Source organism: Actinomadura rudentiformis (assembly GCF_008923185.1).
Taxonomy (GTDB): Bacteria; Actinomycetota; Actinomycetes; order Streptosporangiales; family Streptosporangiaceae; genus Spirillospora; species Spirillospora rudentiformis.
On record NZ_WBMT01000017.1, the window covers coordinates 1 to 20,156 of the forward strand.

The following is a 20,156-nucleotide window of genomic DNA, read 5'->3' on the forward strand; positions in this document are numbered from 1 at the left end:
CGGCCCAGCAGGCAGCGCGGCGGACGGGGCGGCGGGCGGCCCGGCAGGCGGCTCGGCGGGCGGTCCAGCGGGCGGGGCGGCGGGCGGTACGGCAGGCAGCCTGGCTGACGGCCCAGTCGACGGCTCAGCGGGCAGCCTGGCCGGCGGCGGGGTGGTTTTGTCAGGGGGGTCGGGGGGTTGGGCGGTCACTGGAGATCCAGGCTCACGATGCTGCCCTCGCGGTGGATTCCGGAGACGGTGATCTTTTCGTCGGGGACCAGGTCGCGGTCGAAGAGGGCGCGGGCCAGCGGGTTGACGAAGTAGGCCTCCAGGGCCATCCCGATGCCCCGGCCGCCCTTGTCGAGCTCGCTGGTGCACCATTCGCGCAGCGTGGCCAGGGCCTCACCCTTCACGGCCAGGACGAGCCGGTGCTCCTCGGTGACCCGCTTGCAGATGTTGCCGAACTGCAGATCGAAGATCTTTTCCGCGGCGGCGGCGGAGATGAAGTTGAAGACGACGATGTTGTCGCCGAAACGGTTGAGCAGCTCCGGCCGGTTGAGGACTTCGGTGAAGTGCTCGGCCACCGCGCCCTTGATCCGTCCCTCGACCTCGTCGTACGTCATGCCGGGTGTGATGTTCTGCACTCTGGTGGGCGCGGGGTGGGCGGGATCCGGACGGACCGTGATGTCGCGCGCCTGGGTGTACATGCCCAGGTTGGACGTGAAGATCAGGATCGACTCGGAGAAGTGCACGGTGTTGCCGCGGCCGTCGGTGAGGCGGCCGTCCTCCAGGATCTGCAGGAACTTGTCCAGGATCCGCGGATGAGCCTTCTCGATCTCGTCGAAGAGGATCACCCGGAAGGGGTCCTCGCGGACCGCGTTGGTGAGCTCGCCGCCCGCCTCATGGCCGACGTACCCGGGTGGCGACCCGATCAGGCGGTCCCCGGACCCCTCCCCCGAGAACTCGCTCATGTCGAAGCGCAGATACGCCGACTCGTCCCCGAAGACGAGCTCGGTGATGGCCTTGGCCAGTTCGGTCTTGCCGGTGCCGGTCGGCCCGGCGAAGAACAGCACGCCGCGGGGGCGGCTCCCGGACCGGGTCGCCTGGGCTCCGGAGAGGCCCAGAACGGCGCGCTTCAGGATGTCGAGGGTCTTGGTGACGGCCTGCGGCTGGCCGATCACCCGCTCCGGAACACGCTTCTCCCCTTCAAGGACACGGCGGCGCAGGTGGCCGCGGCTCCACGGGTTGTCGAGCACCCCGAGCTTGTACGTACGCACCGCGTCCGGGAGGTCGCCCAGAGAGACGTTGCGTTCCTTGGCGAGCCGGGTCACCTCGATCATCGACTGCAGGGTGAGGCCGTCGGCCTGCTCGGCGAACGCGTCGCACGCCTCGGCCGCGGCCTGGTCGGCACCCACGTCCGAGACCCCGAAGGCACGCGCCAGCAGCCGGGCCGTCTCCTGCCGGTCCCCCAGGTGCGGCCGCGGGATCGTGATCTCGCGGATGTTCTCGTTGTCGGCGGTCATCCAGGGCGGGAGGTCGCCGGGCCGCTCCACCAGCCACACGATCGGGTTGTAGAGCGGTTTGGGACGCGCGCCCACGACGCGTACGGGACGGGCGGACCGCGACAGCTTCGTGCAGATGCGGAAGAAGTCGCGCTCGGCCGGCTCCAGGTCGGTGGGCGTCCGGGCGATCCGGGACGCCGAGTCGATCACGAACGCGGCGCGGACGTTCTCCTCCGGGCGCGCCACCGACGCCAGATGCTTGGTCAGGCCCTCCAGGGACGGCTTCTCGTCGGCCTTGAGCTTGCCCAGCAACTGCTCGGCTGCCTTCGCGGCCTCGTCGCCGACCTCGTCGTCGGTGTCGGGCAGCACCTGCAGGCCGTCCACCGGGTCGTACACGATCATGCAGGAGAACCCGCTGGACCGCAGCGACTCCCACAGCAGGTCACGCAGCGGCAGCAGCCGGGCCGCCCCGCCGGCCTCCAGCGGCGGCGCCAGGAAGCTGTCATAGAGGTTGCCCGACAACACATACTGGGAGTGCACCGACAACGTCGCGTCCAGTTCGCGGATGAACGGCGGCCAGCCCGGCAACCGCCCCCCGAGGGTCGGGGATTCAGTCATCACTCACTCCGCTCACGTTCCCGACGGCGTTCTCGTTGTTCGGTTCGCGTCCTAGTCTGCCGTGCGCCGGCGTTGACAGGCAGTTCCTGGACGCCCGGGTCGAGCCGCCATGTCACGTTTGACCTGATACCGGCTTCGGCCAGCTTGGCCCTGGCGGCCTCGAACGCCTCGCACCACTCCCGCTCGCGTTCAACATCCAGCCGCCTGTCGTCCTCACTCTCGGCGGGCCGTTCACGCCGCATCGCCGCCCGGATCAGCCGTTGCCCGGGTACGCCGCCGCCGCTGTCCGAATCGGCACTGCCCGGACCTCCAGTGCCCGGGCCGCCGCTGCCGGGCACCGTCCTACCTGGATCGCCGCTGCTGCCGGGCACGGCGCTGCCGGGGCCTCCGCTGGCGGGCGCGGAGATCGCCTCGACCGTCTCGTCGATGCGCATCTTGACGCTGTGATCGGGCCAGGTGCCCTTGGTGAGAACGATCGTGCCGTCCTTGGCGGTCAGCGTCTCGAAGCCCGTCTGCACCTCGTACCCCATCTCCTCGAAGGCCGAGGTGACGGACTCCAGTACGTACCGGCGTTCGGCTTCCGCCTGCTCGGCCGCCTCGCGCTCGGCGGCGCGGCGGCGTTCGGCGGCCCGGTGCTCCTCCGTGCGGCGGTTGGCGTCCTGGATGCGCAGCCGTACCTCCGTGAGGACGCCCTCCGCCTCGGCCTCGCTGGGCGCCTCAGCGATCAGCCGGGCCGCCTCCGCGACCGTACGCCGGTCATCATCGGTGGCGTCGGGCAGCAGCCGTGCCAACACACGTTCAAGCGTCTGCTGAATCTTCGTCAAATCGCGGTCGTAGGCCGCCGCGTCCGCGCGTTCCGGCCCCGGGGACGCGGAGGTGTCTGACGTGAGGCCTTCGGCGGGAACGGCGAAGAGCTGGGCGGTGACGTCGGCTGCGAGATGCTCGGAGATCTGGTGCTCGGCCGCGTCGAGGGCCGCGTCGGTGGCGGCGCACCAGGCGGTGAGCTCGTCGAGAGGCCGCCCCTCGTCCGGTTCCAGCGGAGCGGGCAGTGCCACGTCAGCCCCGACCCGGTCACGCGTCGTGGCGAGTGCGGAGATGCGCGCGTTGCGTTCCAGAACGGCGCGCAACGCCTGGTCGTACGCCTCGATCTCGGCCAGCGCCGCGGCCCGCGCCTCCGCCTTGCCCGCGGCGAGGGCGGCGAGCGCCTCGGCGCCGCGTCCCGCGAGACCGGCGGTGCGTCCCAGCACCCGGTTCATCCCCAGGCTGAGGACGACCGCCGCGTCCAGTGCGATGTCGGCCTCGACGCCGCTGCTCACGTGCCGCCTCCTTGGTCATAGGTCGTACGCATCGAACGTGCCACACAGCTCACCGGATCGTCGCACCGGCTCACCGGCGCTCAACACCATCCTGAAGGGCCTTCTGCCGCTCCCCCTCGAGCGCCTGCCGCCAGCGGTGCAGCCGTACACCGGCGGCGACCGCGTGCGCGACGGGCGCGGCGAGCAGCACCATCAGCCAGAGCAGGCTCGCGACCGGGGTCACCGCGGCGAGGAGAAGGAGAATGATCAGCAAGGGAACTGTCCCCGCGAGGAGCAACAACCCGCAGCCGCGTCGCCCTGTCCGTTGCGCTGCGCCGGACAGCGTCTGCGAGGCCTTGGAGAGACCGCGTCCGCCCACGCCGAGGAGCCGCGACATCCACGACCACGGTCCGTACGGCAGATAGTCACGACCCTGCGCGCGCGCCAGCACAACCTCGCTGCCGCATTGCACCGCCCAGGCGATCAACGACAGCACCGCCAACACAGCGAACGGCACACCAGAGCTTTGCTGGACGCCTCCGACAGACTTCGTACCACCGTCACCGTCGCCACCGAAGACCGCACCGACGATCCAGCTCCCCAGGAGCCAGAACGCAAGCAACGGCAACGACCACGCCACGGCACGAGCCACGGCGACCCCACGCCCTGCGAGCCGGGCCCGTTCCTTCTCGTCCCAACGTGCCCGCAGCGCCTGAGCCTCTTGCTGCGCGGCATGGCGACCCCGAGCGCGCGCCTCCGCGTCCACGACCGCCTCGGGCGCCGCGCGTACCACAGCAAGCAGACGCAACGGATCGTCCCCTGCTCCCTCCACCAGCCAGGTGAACCACGGCACCTGCTCAGGCACCGCTGCGCGCGCCCGTTCCGCCGCATCCGCCAGCGAACGCCGCGTCTCGGCTGGCCACGCGGCCAAGGCGAGCAGCGTCAGCAGAACGACCGGCGGATCATCCGCAACAGCCGCGGCCCGTCCGGCGATGCGCTCGTCAGTCACGCTCCCGGCATCGGGCAACCGGGAGGCCAGACGCGGCGGAGTCGACTCGTGTTCACGCAGCCACCCAGCGAGGCGGTTCCAAGACGCGACATGCGAGCGCCACTGTTCGTCGATCCGCGTGAGATCCCGGCCGCCCTCGAACCCGGACAGCACCTGCAGGAGATGCTGATCCCAGAGTTCCCTTCCCAGGAGGCACGCCGCTCGGTGATCGGAATGCGACGGATCCTTTGCCAAGGCCGCCAGTCCCGGGAGGTCCTCGGAGGTGACGCGCCGCCCCAGGAAATGCGGCGGCAGCGTCGGATCAAGCCACCGCACCAGATGCAGGAGCTTCACGTCCGGCGCCAGCCCAGTGGTCAGATAGCCATCGATCAATCCGATGCGGCTGTCATCGAACTCTGACAGCCACTCGCGAAGTGTCCGCCAGGCCTCCCCGGACTCGCCCCGTCCAAAGAAATACAGCGCCGCGTAGTCCCACTTCTCAATGAGCGCCCGCGCCAGCTCCGCACGTTCCGTGTAGCGCTGCCCGTTGAACGGCAGCCCCGCACCCTCCGGCGCCATCGGATGGGCCGCCTCAGGGGCGACGGGGGGCGCGCCTCCGTTCAGCCACTCGGTGACCTCAGAGTCCGTCCACCTCCGGCGCGGATCCCGCGTAAGCAGCCCCTGGCACAACAACCGAAACCGGGGATCGGGCACTTCATCCGCAGGCACGGGCCGCGTCGCCAAGTGGTCCACGACCGCCGTCTCACTCAACCCCATGAACGGCGGCCGTCCGGTCAGCAGCTCCCGCACGATCATGCCCAGCGACCACCAGTCGCGAGCCGGCGACACCTGCCCCGACAACGACTCTGGCGCCGCATAGGCCAACGTCCGCGACGACGACGCGAACACCACGCTCTGGTCGAGCACCTTGCTCAGCCCGAAGTCGGTGATCGCCACCTGCAACGGATCGGCGCTCATGATCAGCACGTTCTCCGGCTTGAGGTCGCGATGCACGATCCCGACCCGATGCAACGCCGCAAGCCCCGCCGAGAGCTGGCCAACGATCCTGGTCACCGCCTCCGCCGGCAGCGGCCCCGCCATCAGCCCCCGCAGATTCCCATCCGGGGCATAAGCGGTGACCTCATAGTCCCGCCCGTCCGCATGCCCGGTCTCCAGAATCCGCACGACGTTGGGCGACTCCAGCCCGGGAAGCTTCGCCCAAACCTCCCGGTCGGCGTTGTAACCCCGCCGGAAGACCTTGACGACGTGCTCGGCCCCCAGCGCGTCCCGCACCAGCAGAAGATCCGACTCCGCCCCCTGAACCGGCAGCTCGGCGACCAGCTCGAAGTGCTCTGCCAACCCGGCCGGCAACCGCATGAGCGGCCCACCTGGCCGCCCCGGCTGATCCCGGCGCGTCTCCCCTGGCCGCGGCCCCGGCACCCCCGGATCCCGCCCCGTCACGCCCGGGTCCCGCCGTGTCTCCTGGAAGTCGGCCACCTGCACTGCCCCGTCTATACGCCCGCGTGACTCCGCGAGCCTAACGCCGCCGCCTAGATCTTGTCCTTGATCGCCCTGAGGTACTCACTGATCTTGAACTGGTTGACCAGGAACTCCAACGCCATGCGTGAGATCAGTACCAGGAAGAGCCAGACGATCGGCGTCGCGATCAACGTCATGATCCCGAGTGTGGTGTTCCATTGGAGAAAAGCCAGGCCGTACCACGCCATCACGATCGCCAGCAGCGTGATCACCATGAGCTCGAGCCGATAGATCAGCTTGATCATCTTGACGGTGACCATGTGGTCGAAGTTGGTGTCGATCAAGGTCGCGAAGAGCCCCTTGTTCCCCGGCACCACTGCGCCAGGCCGTGGCCCCTCCTGCGGTCCGTACTGAGGCTCCACACCTGGCCGTGGCCGCTCCCCGGGGCCATGCTCACGCGGCCCCGGAACGTGCCCCGGACGCGGCCCCTGGAGTGGTGGCCTGGGAGGTCCGGCCGGACCAGACGGACCTGGCTGCCCGTAAGGACCGGGGGGCGGTGGGTACTGCGGCTGTCCGGAGTCGGACGGGTTAGTCATCGCTGTCTCCTGGGGGCTTATCTGGGGGGCAGCCTTGCACAGCCGACCCTAGAACGATTCCCACCCCGAGGGCGTGCTCCACAGACGGAGCCCTGGCAGATAAGGGTCACACCGCCGATATCAGATTTATGACCCCACCGGGTATTGCAATACGACGTCAGAGGAAACGCACGGCGTTGACGCTGTGAGTCTGGTGCGCTAACTCTGGCAGTACGGGCGGAAGGGACGCGGAAATGGTCGCCATGCGGCGGTGCCGGAAGCCGGGGGCTGGACGGTGAGCCGGGCGGAGCAGGCGGCGGCGCAGTTGCAACGGGTCAAGCAACTGGCCGAAGACCATGGCCCCGCCATGCGGCAAGCGTTTGCAGTGCTCCTGGAGGGTGCTCTGATCGGCCCTGCTGGTGAACGGCTCCTCAACGCCCTTGCCGAGCGGCACCGCGACGCACGCTCGGACTTCTACGGCGCGTTCGATGCAGTCAAGAACCTTGCGGCCGAAGCCGAGGGCGGCCCTCCGCGCATCGGAGAGCCGTACATCCCTGGCCCACCCCGCGGTGGTCTGCGGACCGGCGACGTGCGAAGTGGTTCACCTGACGCCCTACACCGTCTGAGCGTAGAGCTGGATCGAGCAGGCCGCACCTGGCAGGAAGCAGGCCAGGCGCTGTCCAACATCCTCGGCGGCTTGGATCTCAGCACCGCCCCAGCCCAGAACATCGTCCGCGCTGGAGGCTGGGTAGCGGGACAGAGGCACGACATCATCCGTCGCCGCGACGAACTCCTCAGGGCTGACCAGCAACAGCTTCTCCAAGCCACCTACAACACCGTGCGTGGCCTAGGCCAAGCCCTCGGCCAATCCGACTCGAATCCCCTCAACAAAGCCTGGAACGACTACGCCCATCGCTACCTGCCAGGCCTATGGGAGGGCACCAAAGACATCGGATTGACCGGGCTGGCCAGCAATCCGTTCACCGCACCCGCCTATGCGATGGCCAACCCTCGCAGTTGGATGCAGCGCGGACCGATCGGCCAATTCAAAGGTCTGATCCAAGGCGCGCAGCACCCCGTCGCCTTCGCCAAGGCAATGATCAACTGGGACCTCTGGAAGAGGGACCCCGTCCGCGCCTACGGCCAGGTCGTCCCATCCATCGTCATCGGCGCCCTCACGCTGGGCACCGGCTCCAGCAGCGGCGCGGCCAGTCGGCTCTCCACAGCACTCCGCCAGACCGGAAAGACCAAACCGGACACCCCTGAAGTCACCACCGGCGGGGCCGTCCGCGCCCTTGACGAGGCAGCGGACCAGGCCGGAAAGACCGACCCTCTAGGGAAACAGAACACCCGGACCCCGACACCCGACTCTCCGATCTCACCAAAGCGGGAAGACCCGGGCATGCCGTCCCAGCCGGCACCGGCCCCAAAACCGCTCTACCAGAACCCAAAGGTCACGCGACATTCCGGCACTGCCGGCCAGAAGGAGTTTGACTACAAGTTCCCGGAACTGAAGAATATCAACCCGCAATTCTCAACCGGCAAATGGGAGTTCCAAAACAATTGCCAGAGCTGCGTGGTGAACGTCGATCGCAGACTTGCCGGTGAATCACCCAGCTCAGCCGTTCCACAGAACCCGAAATATCCCTTTGACTGGCCGCGGAGCGTCACTGACAACGCCGGTCCCGGCGGCTCGTTCCAACAGGTGAATGACTATGATGAAATCATCAACGAACTACTAAAGGCCGGAGACGGGGCTCGCGGCGTCGTACACGGAGGCAGGCTGGACCCCAAGACCGGAATATACATGTCAGGTCACGTTTTCAACGTCGTGAACCGTGGCGGCAAGATACACTTCATCGACGGCCAAACAGGAACGTGGGCCCTATTGGAAAAATTTGGGCACCTTGAGTTCTATCGCACAAAGTAAACAGATGGGCAGCCATGGACATCAAACACGCTCGGACCCTGGCCGAGAGATACCTGACGGAAAACTCCCCTCCCTCGCGACCGACCGCGCTATTTGAGGATGACCTCGTCGAGGACCATGGCTGGTGCTTCGTGTTCCCATGGAACACTGCCCGCTATGTCGAAACGCGCAACATGGCGGACATCATCGGACCAGGCTTCGGCCCAATTGTTGTCGTCAAGAAGAGTGGCGAAACATGGATGATGAGCGGCTTCCCACCTCCCGAGCAGCAATTGAGTGCCTACGCGGCATCACATGGAATCTCAGATGAGGGCGGCGCGTAATATCGAACGGCATCGATGTTGCTCCCTGAGATCTGAGTCCTCAAGACCCCCAAGCGCGCTCTGAGACTGAGGATAGGGATCACCCTGTCATGTCTTCCCCCGTAGAGGTCGGCCACGTGTGGGTGCCGGCCGCGGCCACCGGCGCCGTGCCGGTCCTGCAGACCGACGATCGGCGGATCGTCGTCGCGTTCACCTCTGAGGAGAGCCTGCCGCCGGAGCTCCCGCCCGGCTGCGCCGAGTGGCAACACCTGCCGGTCGAACAACTGGCGCTGGTCTTCCCCGAAGACGTGGTGCTCCTTCTGGAGCCGGGCGGGCACATCATGGATCTCGATGGGCCCCGCGAACGCGCCACGGCCTTGGTCAACGCCGCTACGCAATACCTCGACAAGCAGATCGATGCCGAGGATCTGGTCGACGTCTTCCGGCGTTCGATCGTCTACTGCCAGGCAGGGGACGAACCAGGGTTCCTCGCGCACGCCGAGACGATCGCCGTGTTCAGCTCCCTGATCACATTCACCCAGTCCCTTGGCGACACGGCTTGGTTCTCAACAACGGGACAAGACGTCCTCGACCAGCTCAACGACAGGTACGAGCTGTTCCTCGATCCGTGGACGTCCCACGCAACCGAGATCCCGCGAGCCGTCCAGTCAACGGAGACGCACCAGCAGCGTCACGACTGAGCAACCACGGGACGGCCGGAGCGTAACGGGGACCATTTCTCATTAGGTGGAGGTGGCCTCCCGCGATAGCTGGAGCGTGCAGCACATCAGCAGCTCGGCCTGGCTGATCCAAGCGTCCGCCGGGCGTTGCGCCACGGCACAGGCAAGTCCGCGACCGCTCAATGGTCGTGTTCAGGCTTTTGTGTAAGAGGTCCTAACTGAAGGCATGGCATACGAGGCATTGTCTTCTTGGGCGATCATGGGAAACTGTGGCCCAGATGGCGCCGCCCGGATCAAACCGATCGGAGAAACGATGCGCAACACCGAACTCGCGAAGCTCGACGGGCTCATCGGCGAGTGGACGACAACGATGTCGAACGCCTGGTTCCTCGAGCCGCCGGACCTCAAAACGCCGGGCAAGACAATCGTCGAGCTCCTTGGGGAATCCTTCCTGGTCGTGCGGACGGAATTCGGCGGAGGCGCGGACCACTCCGAAATGACCATTGTCATCGGACGCAGCGACCCGAACGACGCCTACGTCGCGCTCTACCATGACGACCGCGGTGTATGCCGCCAGTACGCCATGACCTTCGACGGCGGGCGCTGGACCATGACCCGCCAAGACCCGGACATGCACCAGCGCTTCATCGCCGACGTCGACAAGGATCGCATCCTCGGACGCTGGGAGGCTTCCCAGGACGAGGGCAAGACCTGGCGGAAGGACTTCGACCTCACCTTCGAGCGAGCCTGAACGCGCCTGGTCACCGCCGACCCGACTCGAACGCGATTCGGCGCAAGCGGCTGGGCGGCCACAACGTACCGTGCGGATTGTGCACAGCCGACAACGCTCGCCGCGCTATCTTCCATGTCGCACGCCCGCCACGATTCGTGCTGCAAACCGGAATCCGTAAGAGAGTCCGGTAGGAGTTCCTGCCCCAAGAGCTGGGATCTGGGTCTGGGCTGACGTGCCACCGGCGGCTGGCCGAACGGCACCATGCCGGGTGTGGGACACCTTGCAACGGCTGCTGCTGGAGCAATCGCAGGGCCGGCTAACTGGACTGGTCGAGACCACTTGCACATGTGGGTGCTCATCGGCGGCGATCTTCTGCTGCCGAGGCCATTCGCTGGTTCTGTCAGGGCCTCTCAAGGGCGCGTATGTCTGGGCCGTCAGCCTCCGGTGGGGCCACCAGCCTGGGCCTGGAGTTCGGCCAGCTTCTTCTTGATGTCAGGGCGGGCCAGGGGGCGGGTCGTGCCGACCCAGTCGGAGCGCTTGTAGGGCTTCACGCCGATGTTCGGCACGCAGGTCGAGCAGCTGGCGACGATCATCTTGTTGGGGCCGATCACCATGCCGACGTGGCCGGGGCGGTTCGCGGACGTGCCGGGGCCCGAGTTGAAGAAGACCAGGTCACCGGGTTGTTCGGTGCCCTTGTCCACTCGTACGCCAAACGGCCATTGGCCCCAGGTGGCGGGCGGGATCGTGATGCCGACCTGGCGGTAGGCGGCTTCGAGGAGGCTGGAGCAGTCCCAGGCATCGGGGCCATTGGCACCGAAGACATAGCGCTTGCCGCGTTGCGCCATGGCGAAGGCGATGATGCGCTGCACGACGCCCTGGACGTTGGCGGGAAGGTTGTTGTCTTGGCACTCGACACCGTTGGACTGCACGACCCTGAAGTCGCCGCCGCCGTACTTCTTGGCCCAGTCGAGGACGAGGTTCACGTAGTCCCAGGAGTGGTTGTACATGAAAAGCGCCGTGCGCATACGTTCTGGGGCGCCGTTGTGCTTCAGGTAGCGGGCGGCTGAGGGGATGGCATCTTCGGGGTCGTAGCGGTCTTTCTTGTTGTCCTTGTTGCCGTCTACTGCGAAGGCCTTGAACGTGGCCTCGAGGAACTGCATGGGGCCGCCTGCACCCGCGTAGTTCTCGCCGCTGCTGACACCGGGGAGTTTGGACGTGCCATGGCTGGTCTCGACCTTTCCAATGCCGGCTAGGACGTTCCAGGGGATTCCGTAGTCCGTGCCCGCCTTCTTGTAGAGGGCGAGATAGTTGGAGGGGATCGCACGCGCGTCCCCCGCTGCGGCGGGCTGGGTTCCAGCCTGAGAGACGTCCACACAGCCGCCGCTGCCGACACCGCCGCCGTACAAGAACTGGCTTGCACCGAATAGGACCGGAAGAACCATCAACGCGCTGAACAAGATGCCGACACCGGCGAGCGCGACGGCGAACACCACCCTGCGACGGTTCATCCGGTGTCTCCCGCTTGCCCGGCGTCGGCAGGCTCGAAGGCATAAACCTTGAGTGATCCACCGTCGCGTGCCACGGTCACCGCGTACTGCTTGCTGTCGGTGCTCTGCTTGCCCGATTTCGTGATCTGTTGCTTGCCCGTGACAAGGAAGATGATCGAGTTGTCTTCGATGTCGCGGACCCGGTCGAGCGTGGCGGTGCCCTCCGCAACAATCTGCTGTGATCTGCGCTCGTCAAGAATGCCGGGTGCGGTCGCACCGCGTTCAATCTCGCCTCGCAACTGCTCGGTGACCAAGGCTGCCAATCGAGCCGTGAACACCTTGGGGTCCTCATCGAAGCGATAGGTGCCCTGAGCCGCGACGAAGCGCTGCGCCAGGTCGGCCGCCGTGGTGAACTCCCGCTGCGAGAAGGGCAGGAGACGGTAAATGTCGAAGCTGCTCGGCGCGACGGCGCCGGAGATTCCCGGCGGGGGTGAGGCAGGTCCCGTCGGGCCGGAGGACGCCGCCGTCGTCGGAGTCGTACGAGGAGTCGCGCTGTCCGACGAGTCACGGTCGGGCGCCGCGATCGTCAGGTAGACGCCGACGACGGCTAGTGCCACCACGAGTCCCACAAAGAGGAGCTTGCGTTGGCGGTCCGTCAGATTCATCACTCTTCCCGTTCTGACTCACGTTCGACCGGACGCAGCCAGAACGGTATCGGTGGGCCGTCCTCGGCACCACGCTTGCCCCACAGGGGCGGCGGCTCCTGCCTACTGCCTGCGCCAGCAGATCCACTCGACCCGCCGGATCCGCCGCCGGTACGAGGCTTCGGGACGCCAGATGCCGGATCGACCTTGCCCCTCGCCGGAGCACCGTTGCCAGAGCCGCCACCATTCCGGCCGCGAGCCTGGCTGCCGGAGGATCCTGCGCCGCCTGCTCGGCTACGCCCCCGGCCGCCGCCGCTCACAGCTCCGCCGGACGAACGTCCGCTGCCCTTGAACCAGCCTCCACCGGCTGCCGCAGCACCGCCTGCGCCAGCTCCCCCTGCGCCAGTGCCTGCGCCGACTCCACCACCGGTTGCCGCTGAGCCACCGGTACCGCCTGAGCTGGGCGCCCCTCCGCTCGACGGTCGTCCGGTCCATGAAGTCGGGCGGCTGATTCCGATGCCGGAACCGGCTGACTTCCCGCCGTCCCCGCCTCTCGTCCCGCCGGCGGACGGGCCGTCCGAGCCTCGGGCCGTCGGCACACTCGAGCCCTCCCGACGGGAGTCGCCGACCACACCTGCTCGGGTCGGCAGGTTGAGCGGCGGTGCGCCACGTCTCGAACGGCCCTGTGCGGCGGCCGCGCCACTGCGAGGCTTGGCGGCCAACACGGGCGCGGCGTCCGGCGAGGAGCCCTCCCCCGCACCGGCCGCGCCGATCGCGCTCCGCCGGTCGGTGACGGCGCCGGTCCCAGCCGCCGAGGCGTCGGCAACGGCGCCGGATTCGGCTGCCGCGTCGCGCTTGCCCCAGCGGGCAAGGCGATACCCGGCGGCGCCAGGGACGGCCGCTGTCGCCACCGCTGCGGTGCTCTTGCGCGCCTCAAGTATCGACTTGTCGAGTTGTGCCTCGCCCTTGTCACGTGCGCCCACCGCCGAATAGCCCACAGCGGAGAAGAGATGCTGGAACGGCTTGCGGTAGATGAACGCGGCGAACGTCACGAGTGCGATGAGCAGGATCTGCAGGCCCCACGGCAACGTCTCGCCGAGGATCAGCCCGTACGCCCAGAGCAACAACGACAGGACGCCGATGAGCGCCGCCTGTTTGAGGAGCATCGACAACAGCAGTTCGAGCCATCGTATGGCGATCACCCGCCCGATGCCCGGATGGATGCCGATGCCCAGGAAGATCGGCCCAGCGACCAGCAACAGCAGGAACGCGATCTTCACCACGATGAGCGCGATCGCGATCACCATGATCAGCATGCCGGCGACAAGTGCGGCGAAGAGCCCGCCGAAGGCCACTGCCAACCGGCTGGTCCAGTTCTTGCCCTGGAAGACCGGGTAGACGCCTGCGTGGTTCTCCTTGATGTCCTTGGAGACGGCCTTGTACGCGTCGGCTTTCTTGGCCAGGTCGACCTTCTGGCCACCGTGCGTCTCGGGCAAATCGACCGCCTGTGCCCAGAGCAGCTTGTCGGCGTTGTCCTTGACCACCTTGGCGTTGGGGTCGGTCGTGCCGAACTCACCCATGAGCCACGGCTTGCAGACCAGCGCCACCCAAAGGCCATTGGCGTTGCGCGTTGTGGCGTCGATTTCCGCCGACTTCAGCGGATCCGGCTGGCCCTGCGGTGTGGGAATGCAGGTGCCGCCCTTGGTATCGCTTTGCGGCAGCGCTGCGTTGAACGCGGCGCTGGTGGCCTCCGAGACCTTCGTACCCAGCGTGGTGAAGTCAGCCGGTCGTGCGATCAGCCAGATGAGGGCCACCATGGCGGCGACCATCCAGATGACGCCTTCGGTGACCTTGCTGGCCCGTTTCCGGACCAGCCCCCACCAGGCGAGCCACATCGCGCCGAGGATGACCACCCACGACCAGTAGCGGGCGTTGAAGGTCTTGCCGATCCCGGTGATGACACCGTCGACGGTGTCCTTCAGCCAGCTGAGCAGCGACTCCGACGCCGCCGCCTGGTAGACGCTGATGGTCGTACGGTCGATCGCCCGGACGAGGGTGAACGTGGTGTTGGCGAGGGCGTTGCCCATCATCGCCATGGCGTCCGAGCAGCCCATGTCGACCGCGTACCAGCTCTGGCCAGCCGTTCCGTACCGGTCGTAGTACGTGAGGTCCTGGACCGGAGTGGTCTTCAGCTTCTGGCTCGGATAGTCCGGCGGCTTGATCAGGCCGTCCGTACCCGACCCGTACTGCTCGGGCGCCGGACTCGGAGCAGGTGCACAAACATCGTTCGGATTCGACCCCGGCGGCAGCGGAATGTCCGCGACAGCCGGCGAGAACGGGCTGAGCATGAAGAAGGCGAGGATGAAGAGCAGGACCGCCGTGCGGCGGTTTCGCCTTCGTCGCGGGTGTCCCGCTGCACGGGCTCGAGGTCGCCGAGGGCGGCCTGAGCGATCGAAGAGGGCAGCCCTATCGAGACCCTCCTCGGGCGAGCGCTGGATGCGGACCTCTCGACGTCGGGGGCGCCTCATCGATTGACCTCCTCGGCCTCGGCCCCCGCGGCTGTCAATTCGGATGACCCCGGACGTGTGCGGGTCGGGTTGGTGTCGAGCCAGCGTTGTAGTTCCTCGGAGATCAGGTCGACGCCGATGCGCCCCGCTCGGCCGTCGAGATCACGGAAGATGCATTCTCCGTTGCCCAGGTTGCGCAGTACGGCCTTGTGCTCGTCGGACGCCTCCACCCCCAGTAGCGACATCACGTTCCCGACCTCGACCCGTTCGGAGGAACGGAAGGAGAACACCGACGACAGGCAGTTGGTCACCTGTTCATTCAAGAGGTCTCCGGCGTTCTGCGAGACCAGGATCAACGCAGTGTTGCGAGAACGCCCCATTCGCGACACTTCCGGCACCAGCTTGGCCCCTTCCGGCGTCGATGTGATGGCCCAGGCCTCGTCCAGGAAGATCGCCTTTGGGAGGCGACGGTCGAGGCCGTGCATGAGGCGCCGCGCGAACTGCGACACCAGGTACATGAGCGCCACCGAGAGGCGCTGTTCGTAGGAGTAGTCCTCGCGGCCGATCGCCACGTCGGGCAGGGTCAGGCCGCCGAGCGTGAAGACGGTCGTCCAACCCGCCGTGTCGATGCGTTCGCCACCGGACGGGTCGAAGCACAGCCGCGCCAGCCGCATCTCGGACATCGACCGCAGGACGGCGCCGAGGTTCTTGGACGCCGGGTCGTCGGAGCCTTCGAGGTAGTCGACGACCCTTCCCAGTGACGGCCGTTCGGCATTGGCCACGGCGCCGACCGCCTGGATCATCGCGGACTCGCGTTCCTCCGACATCCTCGGCAGAAGCAGCCGCAGCGTCTCCGTGGCCATCGTCTTCTTGGCGGCGAGGTCGTCTCCGAACGAGAACGGATCCAGCAGCCCGGGCGCGGCCGACCCCAAAGGGAGGATCCGGGCCTTCCGGCCACGTGCCTTGAGCAGTTCCACGAGCGACTCGGCATCGCCCTTGGGGTCGATCGCCGCGATGGTGACCCCGCGCAGCGCCATCTGGTAGAGCAGCAGGAGCGCCAGGGTCGTCTTGCCGCCACCGGGCTCGCCGGTGATGGCAACGGCGGTGGGACGGTTGCGGGCGGCCGCGACCAGCGGGTCGAAATGCACGATGGCGCGTGCCCGGCCCAGGGTCTCGCCGATGTACGGGCCGACCCAGCCTTCGGAGTTCTCGTCCGGCCGGTCGCCCAGGTCCACCGTGGCGATGGGCATGCCGCCCGCGATCGTCCGCAGCGGCTGGCGCTGGGCGTACGCGTTCAACCGGATGCGATCGCCAGGCAACGACTCCAGGAACAGCGAGAACTGGTCGCCGGTGGAGTTGACCACGTCGATGCCGATGTCGCGGTAGTGCTCCACGACCGCGTCCACCCGTTGCGCGAGCAGCTCCGCAGTGGGCGCCGACACGATCATCCGGTGCCATCCGTACACGAACGGCAGCCGCTCCTTGGTGATGCCGTGCTCCAGCATCCGCGCCGCGTCGATCTGCTCGGCCAGCGCGATCGGCGCCTCGGCCCCCGCCTCCCGGATGTGCTGGTCCATGTCGCGTGCGTGCGCCAGCTTGCGCGACACGTCCTTCGACGCCTTGGCCGGGGGGATCAGCTTCATGCGGGCGCTGATCTCGACCGGGAACGGCAGCGCGTCGGCGTAGTGCAGCCACGGCTCGCCGTCCGGGAACGGCATGAGGTCCGGGAAGCGCGCGAACGACAGGTACGCCACGTACGACTGGGCGATCGGGCCGCCGCCGTTGCCGCTGGTGTTGGGCTGCTCGACCTTCAGGTACGAACGGCCGTTGTGGATCGCGCCCTCGACGAGCGCCTCGATCTCGCCCTTGCCCCACGTACGCCGCGCGACGGCAGACGGCGGCGGATCGGCGAGCGACGCCGTCACCGCGTGCTGGAACAGCCAGGCCACTTCTGTCGAAGCCGCATGCCTCGCGTACAGCGCGGACCCGCCCAGTGCCCGGCCGACCCGTTCAGCCTGCTCGGTCCAACGCGCGATCTCCTTCTTGTCGATCGCGTCGTCCTCGATGCCCAGCGCCTGCTCGCTGCGCTTGTAGAAGCCGAGCAACTGCGGCAGCACGCCGCCCGAGAGCTGTGCGCCCATGCCGCGCGGGCCGAGCCGTACGCCCAGGTAGACCTCCTTGGTCCAGAAGTCCTTCGCCCAGACGTGCGCGTACGTCTCCTCCAGATAGTCGCGCCACCCCGCGCCGCCGTCGGAGGTCTTGTCGAGCGCGAGCGCCCAGTCGGCCGCCGGGTAGGTGCGGTGCGCGATCCGCAGGTGGACCTCGGCGTCCTGCATCCGGATGCCGGCCAGCGCGATGGTGATGTTGGTCGCGAGCGCCTCGCGTTCCTCGCCCGTCGTGAACTCGTACGACACCGTCGGCAACCGGAAGTACGCCCAGGCCGCGTGGTCGGTGAGCAATACCCGGTCGTCGAAGTACCGCACGGCCAGCCGGCTGGACCGTGCCTTCGATGCTCTGCTCATCGCCTCGCTCCGCTCAGCGGCTCGCACGCTGGTCGCAAGCTCCCGGCGGTCCTCGGTCCAGCCGCCGTCCGGCGGCTCGCGGGGCTCATCGAGTGGCCTCCTGCTCCTGCTCCTGAAGCTCCTGATAACGCTCCGGCATCACGGTGAAACCACCCGCGACGACACCGGCTAGAGCGAGGTAAGCACGCCGCGTCGGCGCCCGCAGCGACTTCAGCTCGTTACGGGGCGCGCGATCCATGCTCAGGTGATCGTCCCACGGGATCCGCACCAGTGCCCGGCAACGGCCACGGGCGACGGCCTCGGCCTGCTCGACGTCGTCCATGCTGCGCCGGCTCACCCCGTTGATCACGGTGACGGCCCGGGATCTGAGCTCGTCGTAACCATGGCCGTCCAGCCACTCGAACGTCATCGACACCGCCCGCGGCGCGTCCGAGCTCGCCGGCGCGACGAGCACGATCTGGTCCGCGTACGGCAGCACGCGCGCCACCACGGCCGCCGCCGCGTCGAGGAGCGTCACCGAGTAGAAGCGGTCGATCGTACGGATCGCCAGGGCGTAGTCCCGGTCGTCCAGCGCCTGCAGCGGATTGCGGCCGGCCGCGATCACATCGAGCCCGGACTTGGCCTGCGAGGTGTAGCGCCGCATCGCGGTCAGGCTGTTGACCTGGTCGGCCCGCGTGATGAGCCCGGTCAGCGTCTCGTTCGTCTCACTTCGCGTCCTGCGCGCGAGCGCGCCGGGCCCGGGATTGACGTCGATCGCCACGACCGGCTCGCCGTTGTGCTGCGCGAACGTGTGGCCGAGCATCAGCGCGGTCACCGTCTGCCCCGCGCCGCCCGTGCAACCGAGCACGACGATGTGCCGCGTTCCATGGAACGGCTGCTGCAGCCGCGCCTCGTACTCCGCGTCCGCCTCGCCATGGCCGCCGCCGACGGCCTGGATGAGCCGCCGCAGACCGCCCGTGCTCACCTCGTGCTCGGGCCCCGGCGGCGTGATCGCCGGCTCCGAAGGGGGCGCCTCCGGAGGAGGCGGCAACGGCCGTGGCCGCACCGGTGACGCCGGCCCCGAACGCACTTCACGCGGCGGTGGAGTCTGCTCTGCCGGAACGACCGGCGGCCGCGGCTGCGGTGCCGGTGGCTTGACCGGCGTCCCCTGCGGCGGCCGAGGCGGCGGCCCGCCCGTGGGGAACCGCTGCGGCGAATCCTCTGGCCCCTCGCGCCGAGGAGAAGCCACAGGCGGCCACACCAAGGCGTCCGTCGTCGACGCCCTCACCGGCTTGGACAGTCCCTTGGACCAAGGCTTGGGCGGCTCTCTCCGAGCCCCCTCACCGGCCCGCCCCTCCGCCGAAGCGGCGGCGGGCGACTCAGGCTCAGCTTGCGCTCCCTGCCCCCATCGAGGCTGCTGACCCCACTGCGGCTGACGTCCCCGCTCAGGCACACCGGGCTCCGCCCCCGGACCCGACTGCCGCGCGGCATCCGACTCTTGCCGATGCGCGCGCCACGGCCCAGCCTGCCGACCGCCCTGCGCGGACTCCGCCTGTGGATCCGCACCCGAATCCGCCCCAGGCCGCTGGCCGGCCCGCGCCTGACCACGCTGTGGCTCTCGCTCAGGCTGCCGTTCCCGACCAGCCCGCGCCCCGGCCTCCGCCTGCAGTCCCGACGAGCTCTCCTGCCGAGCACGTTCCGGGGCCCGTCCAGGCCACTGCTCCTGACCAGGCCGCTGCTCCTGACCGGCCCGCGATTCCTCGCCCGACCGCGCCTCGTCGCCGCCACGCTGTGGCGGCTGCCCGGCCTGCGCTCCTGGCACACCTTCCAATCGACCATGTTGCGCAGCCTGCTCAGGCTGCGGCTCCCGACCAGCCTGCGACTCTTCGCCCGACTGCGACTCTTGGCCGCGCTGCGTCCCTTGGCCAAACTGCGCCCTGGCCGCGCCCTCCAGCCGGCCACGCAGTGATGCCGGACCCGACGGCTGTTCCCGGCCGACCTGCGACTCAGGGCCAAGCCGCCCGTCCGCATCCGGTTCGGGCTCCTCGCCGGCCTGCGCCCTGGCCATACCCTGCGCCTCGGCCCCAGCCTGCTGTCCCGACAAGTTCTCCGGCCGACCACGTTCCGCGGCCTGCTCAGGCCGCTGCTCCTGGCCAGCCTGCGACTCGGCCCTCGCCTGCGTCTCCTGGCCGCGCTGCGCCTCCTGGCCGACCGGCGCCTCCTGGCCGACCGGCGACTCCGGCGGACCTTCCAGTCGTGCGCTCAGGGGCGCCTGATCCGACTGCGGTTCATGGATGCGGGCCGCATCCTGGTCGTGGGGCGGCTCTTGTCCGCTCTGCGGCGGCTGGGCACGGTGCGGCCAGGGAACTGCTCCTGGCCATCCCTCAGCCGGTTGTCCCTTGCGGGCTCGTCGTGAGGCACGTGCGCTTGGCGTTCTGGGGGATTCGCTGGAAGGCGCCTCGGGCTCCTTGCCAGCGCCATCTTCGGCCTTTGTCTGGCTCTCCGCAGCCTCGGGGGCACTGTCGGCCGACGCATCGGCATCGGCAGGCGCGGCCGAACGTTCACCTGCAAGCTCACCCTCGTGCCGAGGCTTCTCGTCACCCGCAGGCATGGCATCGGCCTGGGGCTCTTCCACTGAACCTTCGGCGGCGGGCTGCTCCTTGGCAGGACGCCATTCGGCATCGCCATCGGCCGTCCCGGTGCCGAAGGCGCCAGGGACCTTGGGGATGTCTGGCCTGGTTGCGGGCGGTGTGGCTGGAGTTTGAGGGATGTCCGGACGCGTGGCGGACGCATGCTGCTGCTGGATGTCCGGACGCGTATCGGACGGACGTTGCTGCTGGATGTCCGGGCGGGTGGCGGAAGCGGGCGGAGTCGCCGACGCCTCGCCGGACTGCGCCTCCGCCGGTTGGTTGATGGCCGTCCAGAACTCCGCTGCG

The 20,156-nt window shown here is 68.3% G+C and carries 14 protein-coding genes; 5 read left to right on the top strand and 9 right to left on the bottom strand.

Annotation, left to right across the window (positions count from 1 at the left end; all coding sequences use genetic code 11):
• Nucleotides 1–185: 185 nt before the first annotated feature.
• The 4 genes from F8566_RS31780 to F8566_RS31795 form a co-directional block, all read right to left on the bottom strand.
• Nucleotides 186–2,099 carry an AAA family ATPase gene (locus F8566_RS31780; RefSeq protein ID WP_151565564.1) on the bottom strand — a complete coding sequence of 638 codons (1,914 nt, stop codon included), beginning with the start codon at nt 2,097–2,099 and terminating at the stop codon, nt 186–188.
• Nucleotides 2,099–3,415, bottom strand: a complete 1,317-nt coding sequence (locus tag F8566_RS50230; protein ID WP_192809957.1) for a response regulator receiver protein — start codon at nt 3,413–3,415, stop codon at nt 2,099–2,101. The genes F8566_RS31780 and F8566_RS50230 overlap by 1 nt, the downstream gene beginning before the upstream one ends.
• Before the next feature lie 70 nt (nt 3,416–3,485).
• On the bottom strand, nt 3,486–5,759 hold the full coding sequence (locus F8566_RS31790) for a serine/threonine-protein kinase (protein ID WP_225993698.1): 2,274 nt from the start codon (nt 5,757–5,759) through the stop codon (nt 3,486–3,488).
• Between the two features lie 173 nt (nt 5,760–5,932).
• The gene (locus tag F8566_RS31795; RefSeq protein ID WP_151565565.1) at nt 5,933–6,235 is read right to left on the bottom strand and encodes a DUF4282 domain-containing protein; all 303 of its coding nucleotides are present in this window, start codon (nt 6,233–6,235) and stop codon (nt 5,933–5,935) included.
• Between the two features lie 472 nt (nt 6,236–6,707).
• Between F8566_RS31795 and F8566_RS31800 the strand changes: the two genes are divergently transcribed.
• The 4 genes from F8566_RS31800 to F8566_RS31815 all read left to right on the top strand — a co-directional run bounded on the left by F8566_RS31800 (nt 6,708) and on the right by F8566_RS31815 (nt 10,099).
• Complete coding sequence (locus F8566_RS31800) at nt 6,708–8,366, top strand: toxin glutamine deamidase domain-containing protein (RefSeq protein WP_151565566.1); 1,659 nt, start codon at nt 6,708–6,710, stop codon at nt 8,364–8,366.
• 14 nt (nt 8,367–8,380) lie between these two features.
• The gene (locus F8566_RS31805) at nt 8,381–8,689 is read left to right on the top strand and encodes a YrhB domain-containing protein (RefSeq protein ID WP_151565567.1); all 309 of its coding nucleotides are present in this window, start codon (nt 8,381–8,383) and stop codon (nt 8,687–8,689) included.
• Nucleotides 8,690–8,778: 89 nt separating this feature from the next.
• Nucleotides 8,779–9,369 (top strand): hypothetical protein, encoded by a 591-nt coding sequence (locus F8566_RS31810; RefSeq protein WP_151565568.1) that lies wholly within the window; start codon nt 8,779–8,781, stop codon nt 9,367–9,369.
• A gap of 205 nt (nt 9,370–9,574) precedes the next feature.
• Nucleotides 9,575–10,099: a hypothetical protein gene (locus F8566_RS31815; protein ID WP_151565569.1), complete on the top strand. Its 525-nt coding sequence runs from the start codon at nt 9,575–9,577 to the stop codon at nt 10,097–10,099.
• Nucleotides 10,100–10,515: 416 nt separating this feature from the next.
• Here the strand turns inward: F8566_RS31815 and F8566_RS31820 are convergent, their stop codons facing one another.
• From F8566_RS31820 to F8566_RS51660, 5 genes are all read right to left on the bottom strand, one after another.
• Complete coding sequence (locus tag F8566_RS31820; protein WP_151565570.1) at nt 10,516–11,589, bottom strand: C40 family peptidase; 1,074 nt, start codon at nt 11,587–11,589, stop codon at nt 10,516–10,518.
• On the bottom strand, nt 11,586–12,233 hold the full coding sequence (locus F8566_RS31825; RefSeq protein WP_151565571.1) for a hypothetical protein: 648 nt from the start codon (nt 12,231–12,233) through the stop codon (nt 11,586–11,588). The genes F8566_RS31820 and F8566_RS31825 overlap by 4 nt, the downstream gene beginning before the upstream one ends.
• Entirely contained in the window at nt 12,233–14,560 is a 2,328-nt protein-coding gene (locus tag F8566_RS52415; RefSeq protein WP_151565572.1) for a type IV secretion system protein, read from the bottom strand. The genes F8566_RS31825 and F8566_RS52415 overlap by 1 nt, the downstream gene beginning before the upstream one ends.
• 176 nt (nt 14,561–14,736) lie before the next feature.
• Nucleotides 14,737–17,241 carry an ATP-binding protein gene (locus tag F8566_RS31835; protein WP_151565573.1) on the bottom strand — a complete coding sequence of 835 codons (2,505 nt, stop codon included), beginning with the start codon at nt 17,239–17,241 and terminating at the stop codon, nt 14,737–14,739.
• An 85-nt stretch (nt 17,242–17,326) separates the two neighbouring features.
• Nucleotides 17,327–18,205, bottom strand: coding sequence for a MinD/ParA family ATP-binding protein (locus F8566_RS51660; RefSeq protein ID WP_225993727.1), 879 nt, complete (start codon nt 18,203–18,205; stop codon nt 17,327–17,329).
• 519 nt (nt 18,206–18,724) lie between these two features.
• Here F8566_RS51660 and F8566_RS51665 point away from each other — a divergent pair.
• A complete protein-coding gene (locus F8566_RS51665) occupies nt 18,725–19,189 on the top strand; it encodes a hypothetical protein (protein WP_225993728.1) in 465 nt (154 codons plus the stop codon).
• The last annotated feature ends 967 nt before the right edge of the window (nt 19,190–20,156 follow it).

What these genes read in the sequence shown, in the direction of transcription:
- F8566_RS31780 (WP_151565564.1), bottom strand. Translation starts at nt 2,099, where the DNA reads ATGACTGAATCCCCGACCCTCGGGGGGCGGTTGCCGGGCTGGCCGCCG.
- F8566_RS31790 (WP_225993698.1), bottom strand. Translation starts at nt 5,759, where the DNA reads ATGCGGTTGCCGGCCGGGTTGGCAGAGCACTTCGAGCTGGTCGCCGAG.
- F8566_RS31805 (WP_151565567.1), top strand. Translation starts at nt 8,381, where the DNA reads ATGGACATCAAACACGCTCGGACCCTGGCCGAGAGATACCTGACGGAA.
- F8566_RS31810 (WP_151565568.1), top strand. Translation starts at nt 8,779, where the DNA reads ATGTCTTCCCCCGTAGAGGTCGGCCACGTGTGGGTGCCGGCCGCGGCC.
- F8566_RS31815 (WP_151565569.1), top strand. Translation starts at nt 9,575, where the DNA reads ATGGCATACGAGGCATTGTCTTCTTGGGCGATCATGGGAAACTGTGGC.
- F8566_RS31820 (WP_151565570.1), bottom strand. Translation starts at nt 11,589, where the DNA reads ATGAACCGTCGCAGGGTGGTGTTCGCCGTCGCGCTCGCCGGTGTCGGC.
- F8566_RS31825 (WP_151565571.1), bottom strand. Translation starts at nt 12,233, where the DNA reads ATGAATCTGACGGACCGCCAACGCAAGCTCCTCTTTGTGGGACTCGTG.
- F8566_RS52415 (WP_151565572.1), bottom strand. Translation starts at nt 14,560, where the DNA reads ATGCTCAGCCCGTTCTCGCCGGCTGTCGCGGACATTCCGCTGCCGCCG.
- F8566_RS31835 (WP_151565573.1), bottom strand. Translation starts at nt 17,241, where the DNA reads ATGAGCAGAGCATCGAAGGCACGGTCCAGCCGGCTGGCCGTGCGGTAC.
- F8566_RS51665 (WP_225993728.1), top strand. Translation starts at nt 18,725, where the DNA reads ATGCGCGCGCCACGGCCCAGCCTGCCGACCGCCCTGCGCGGACTCCGC.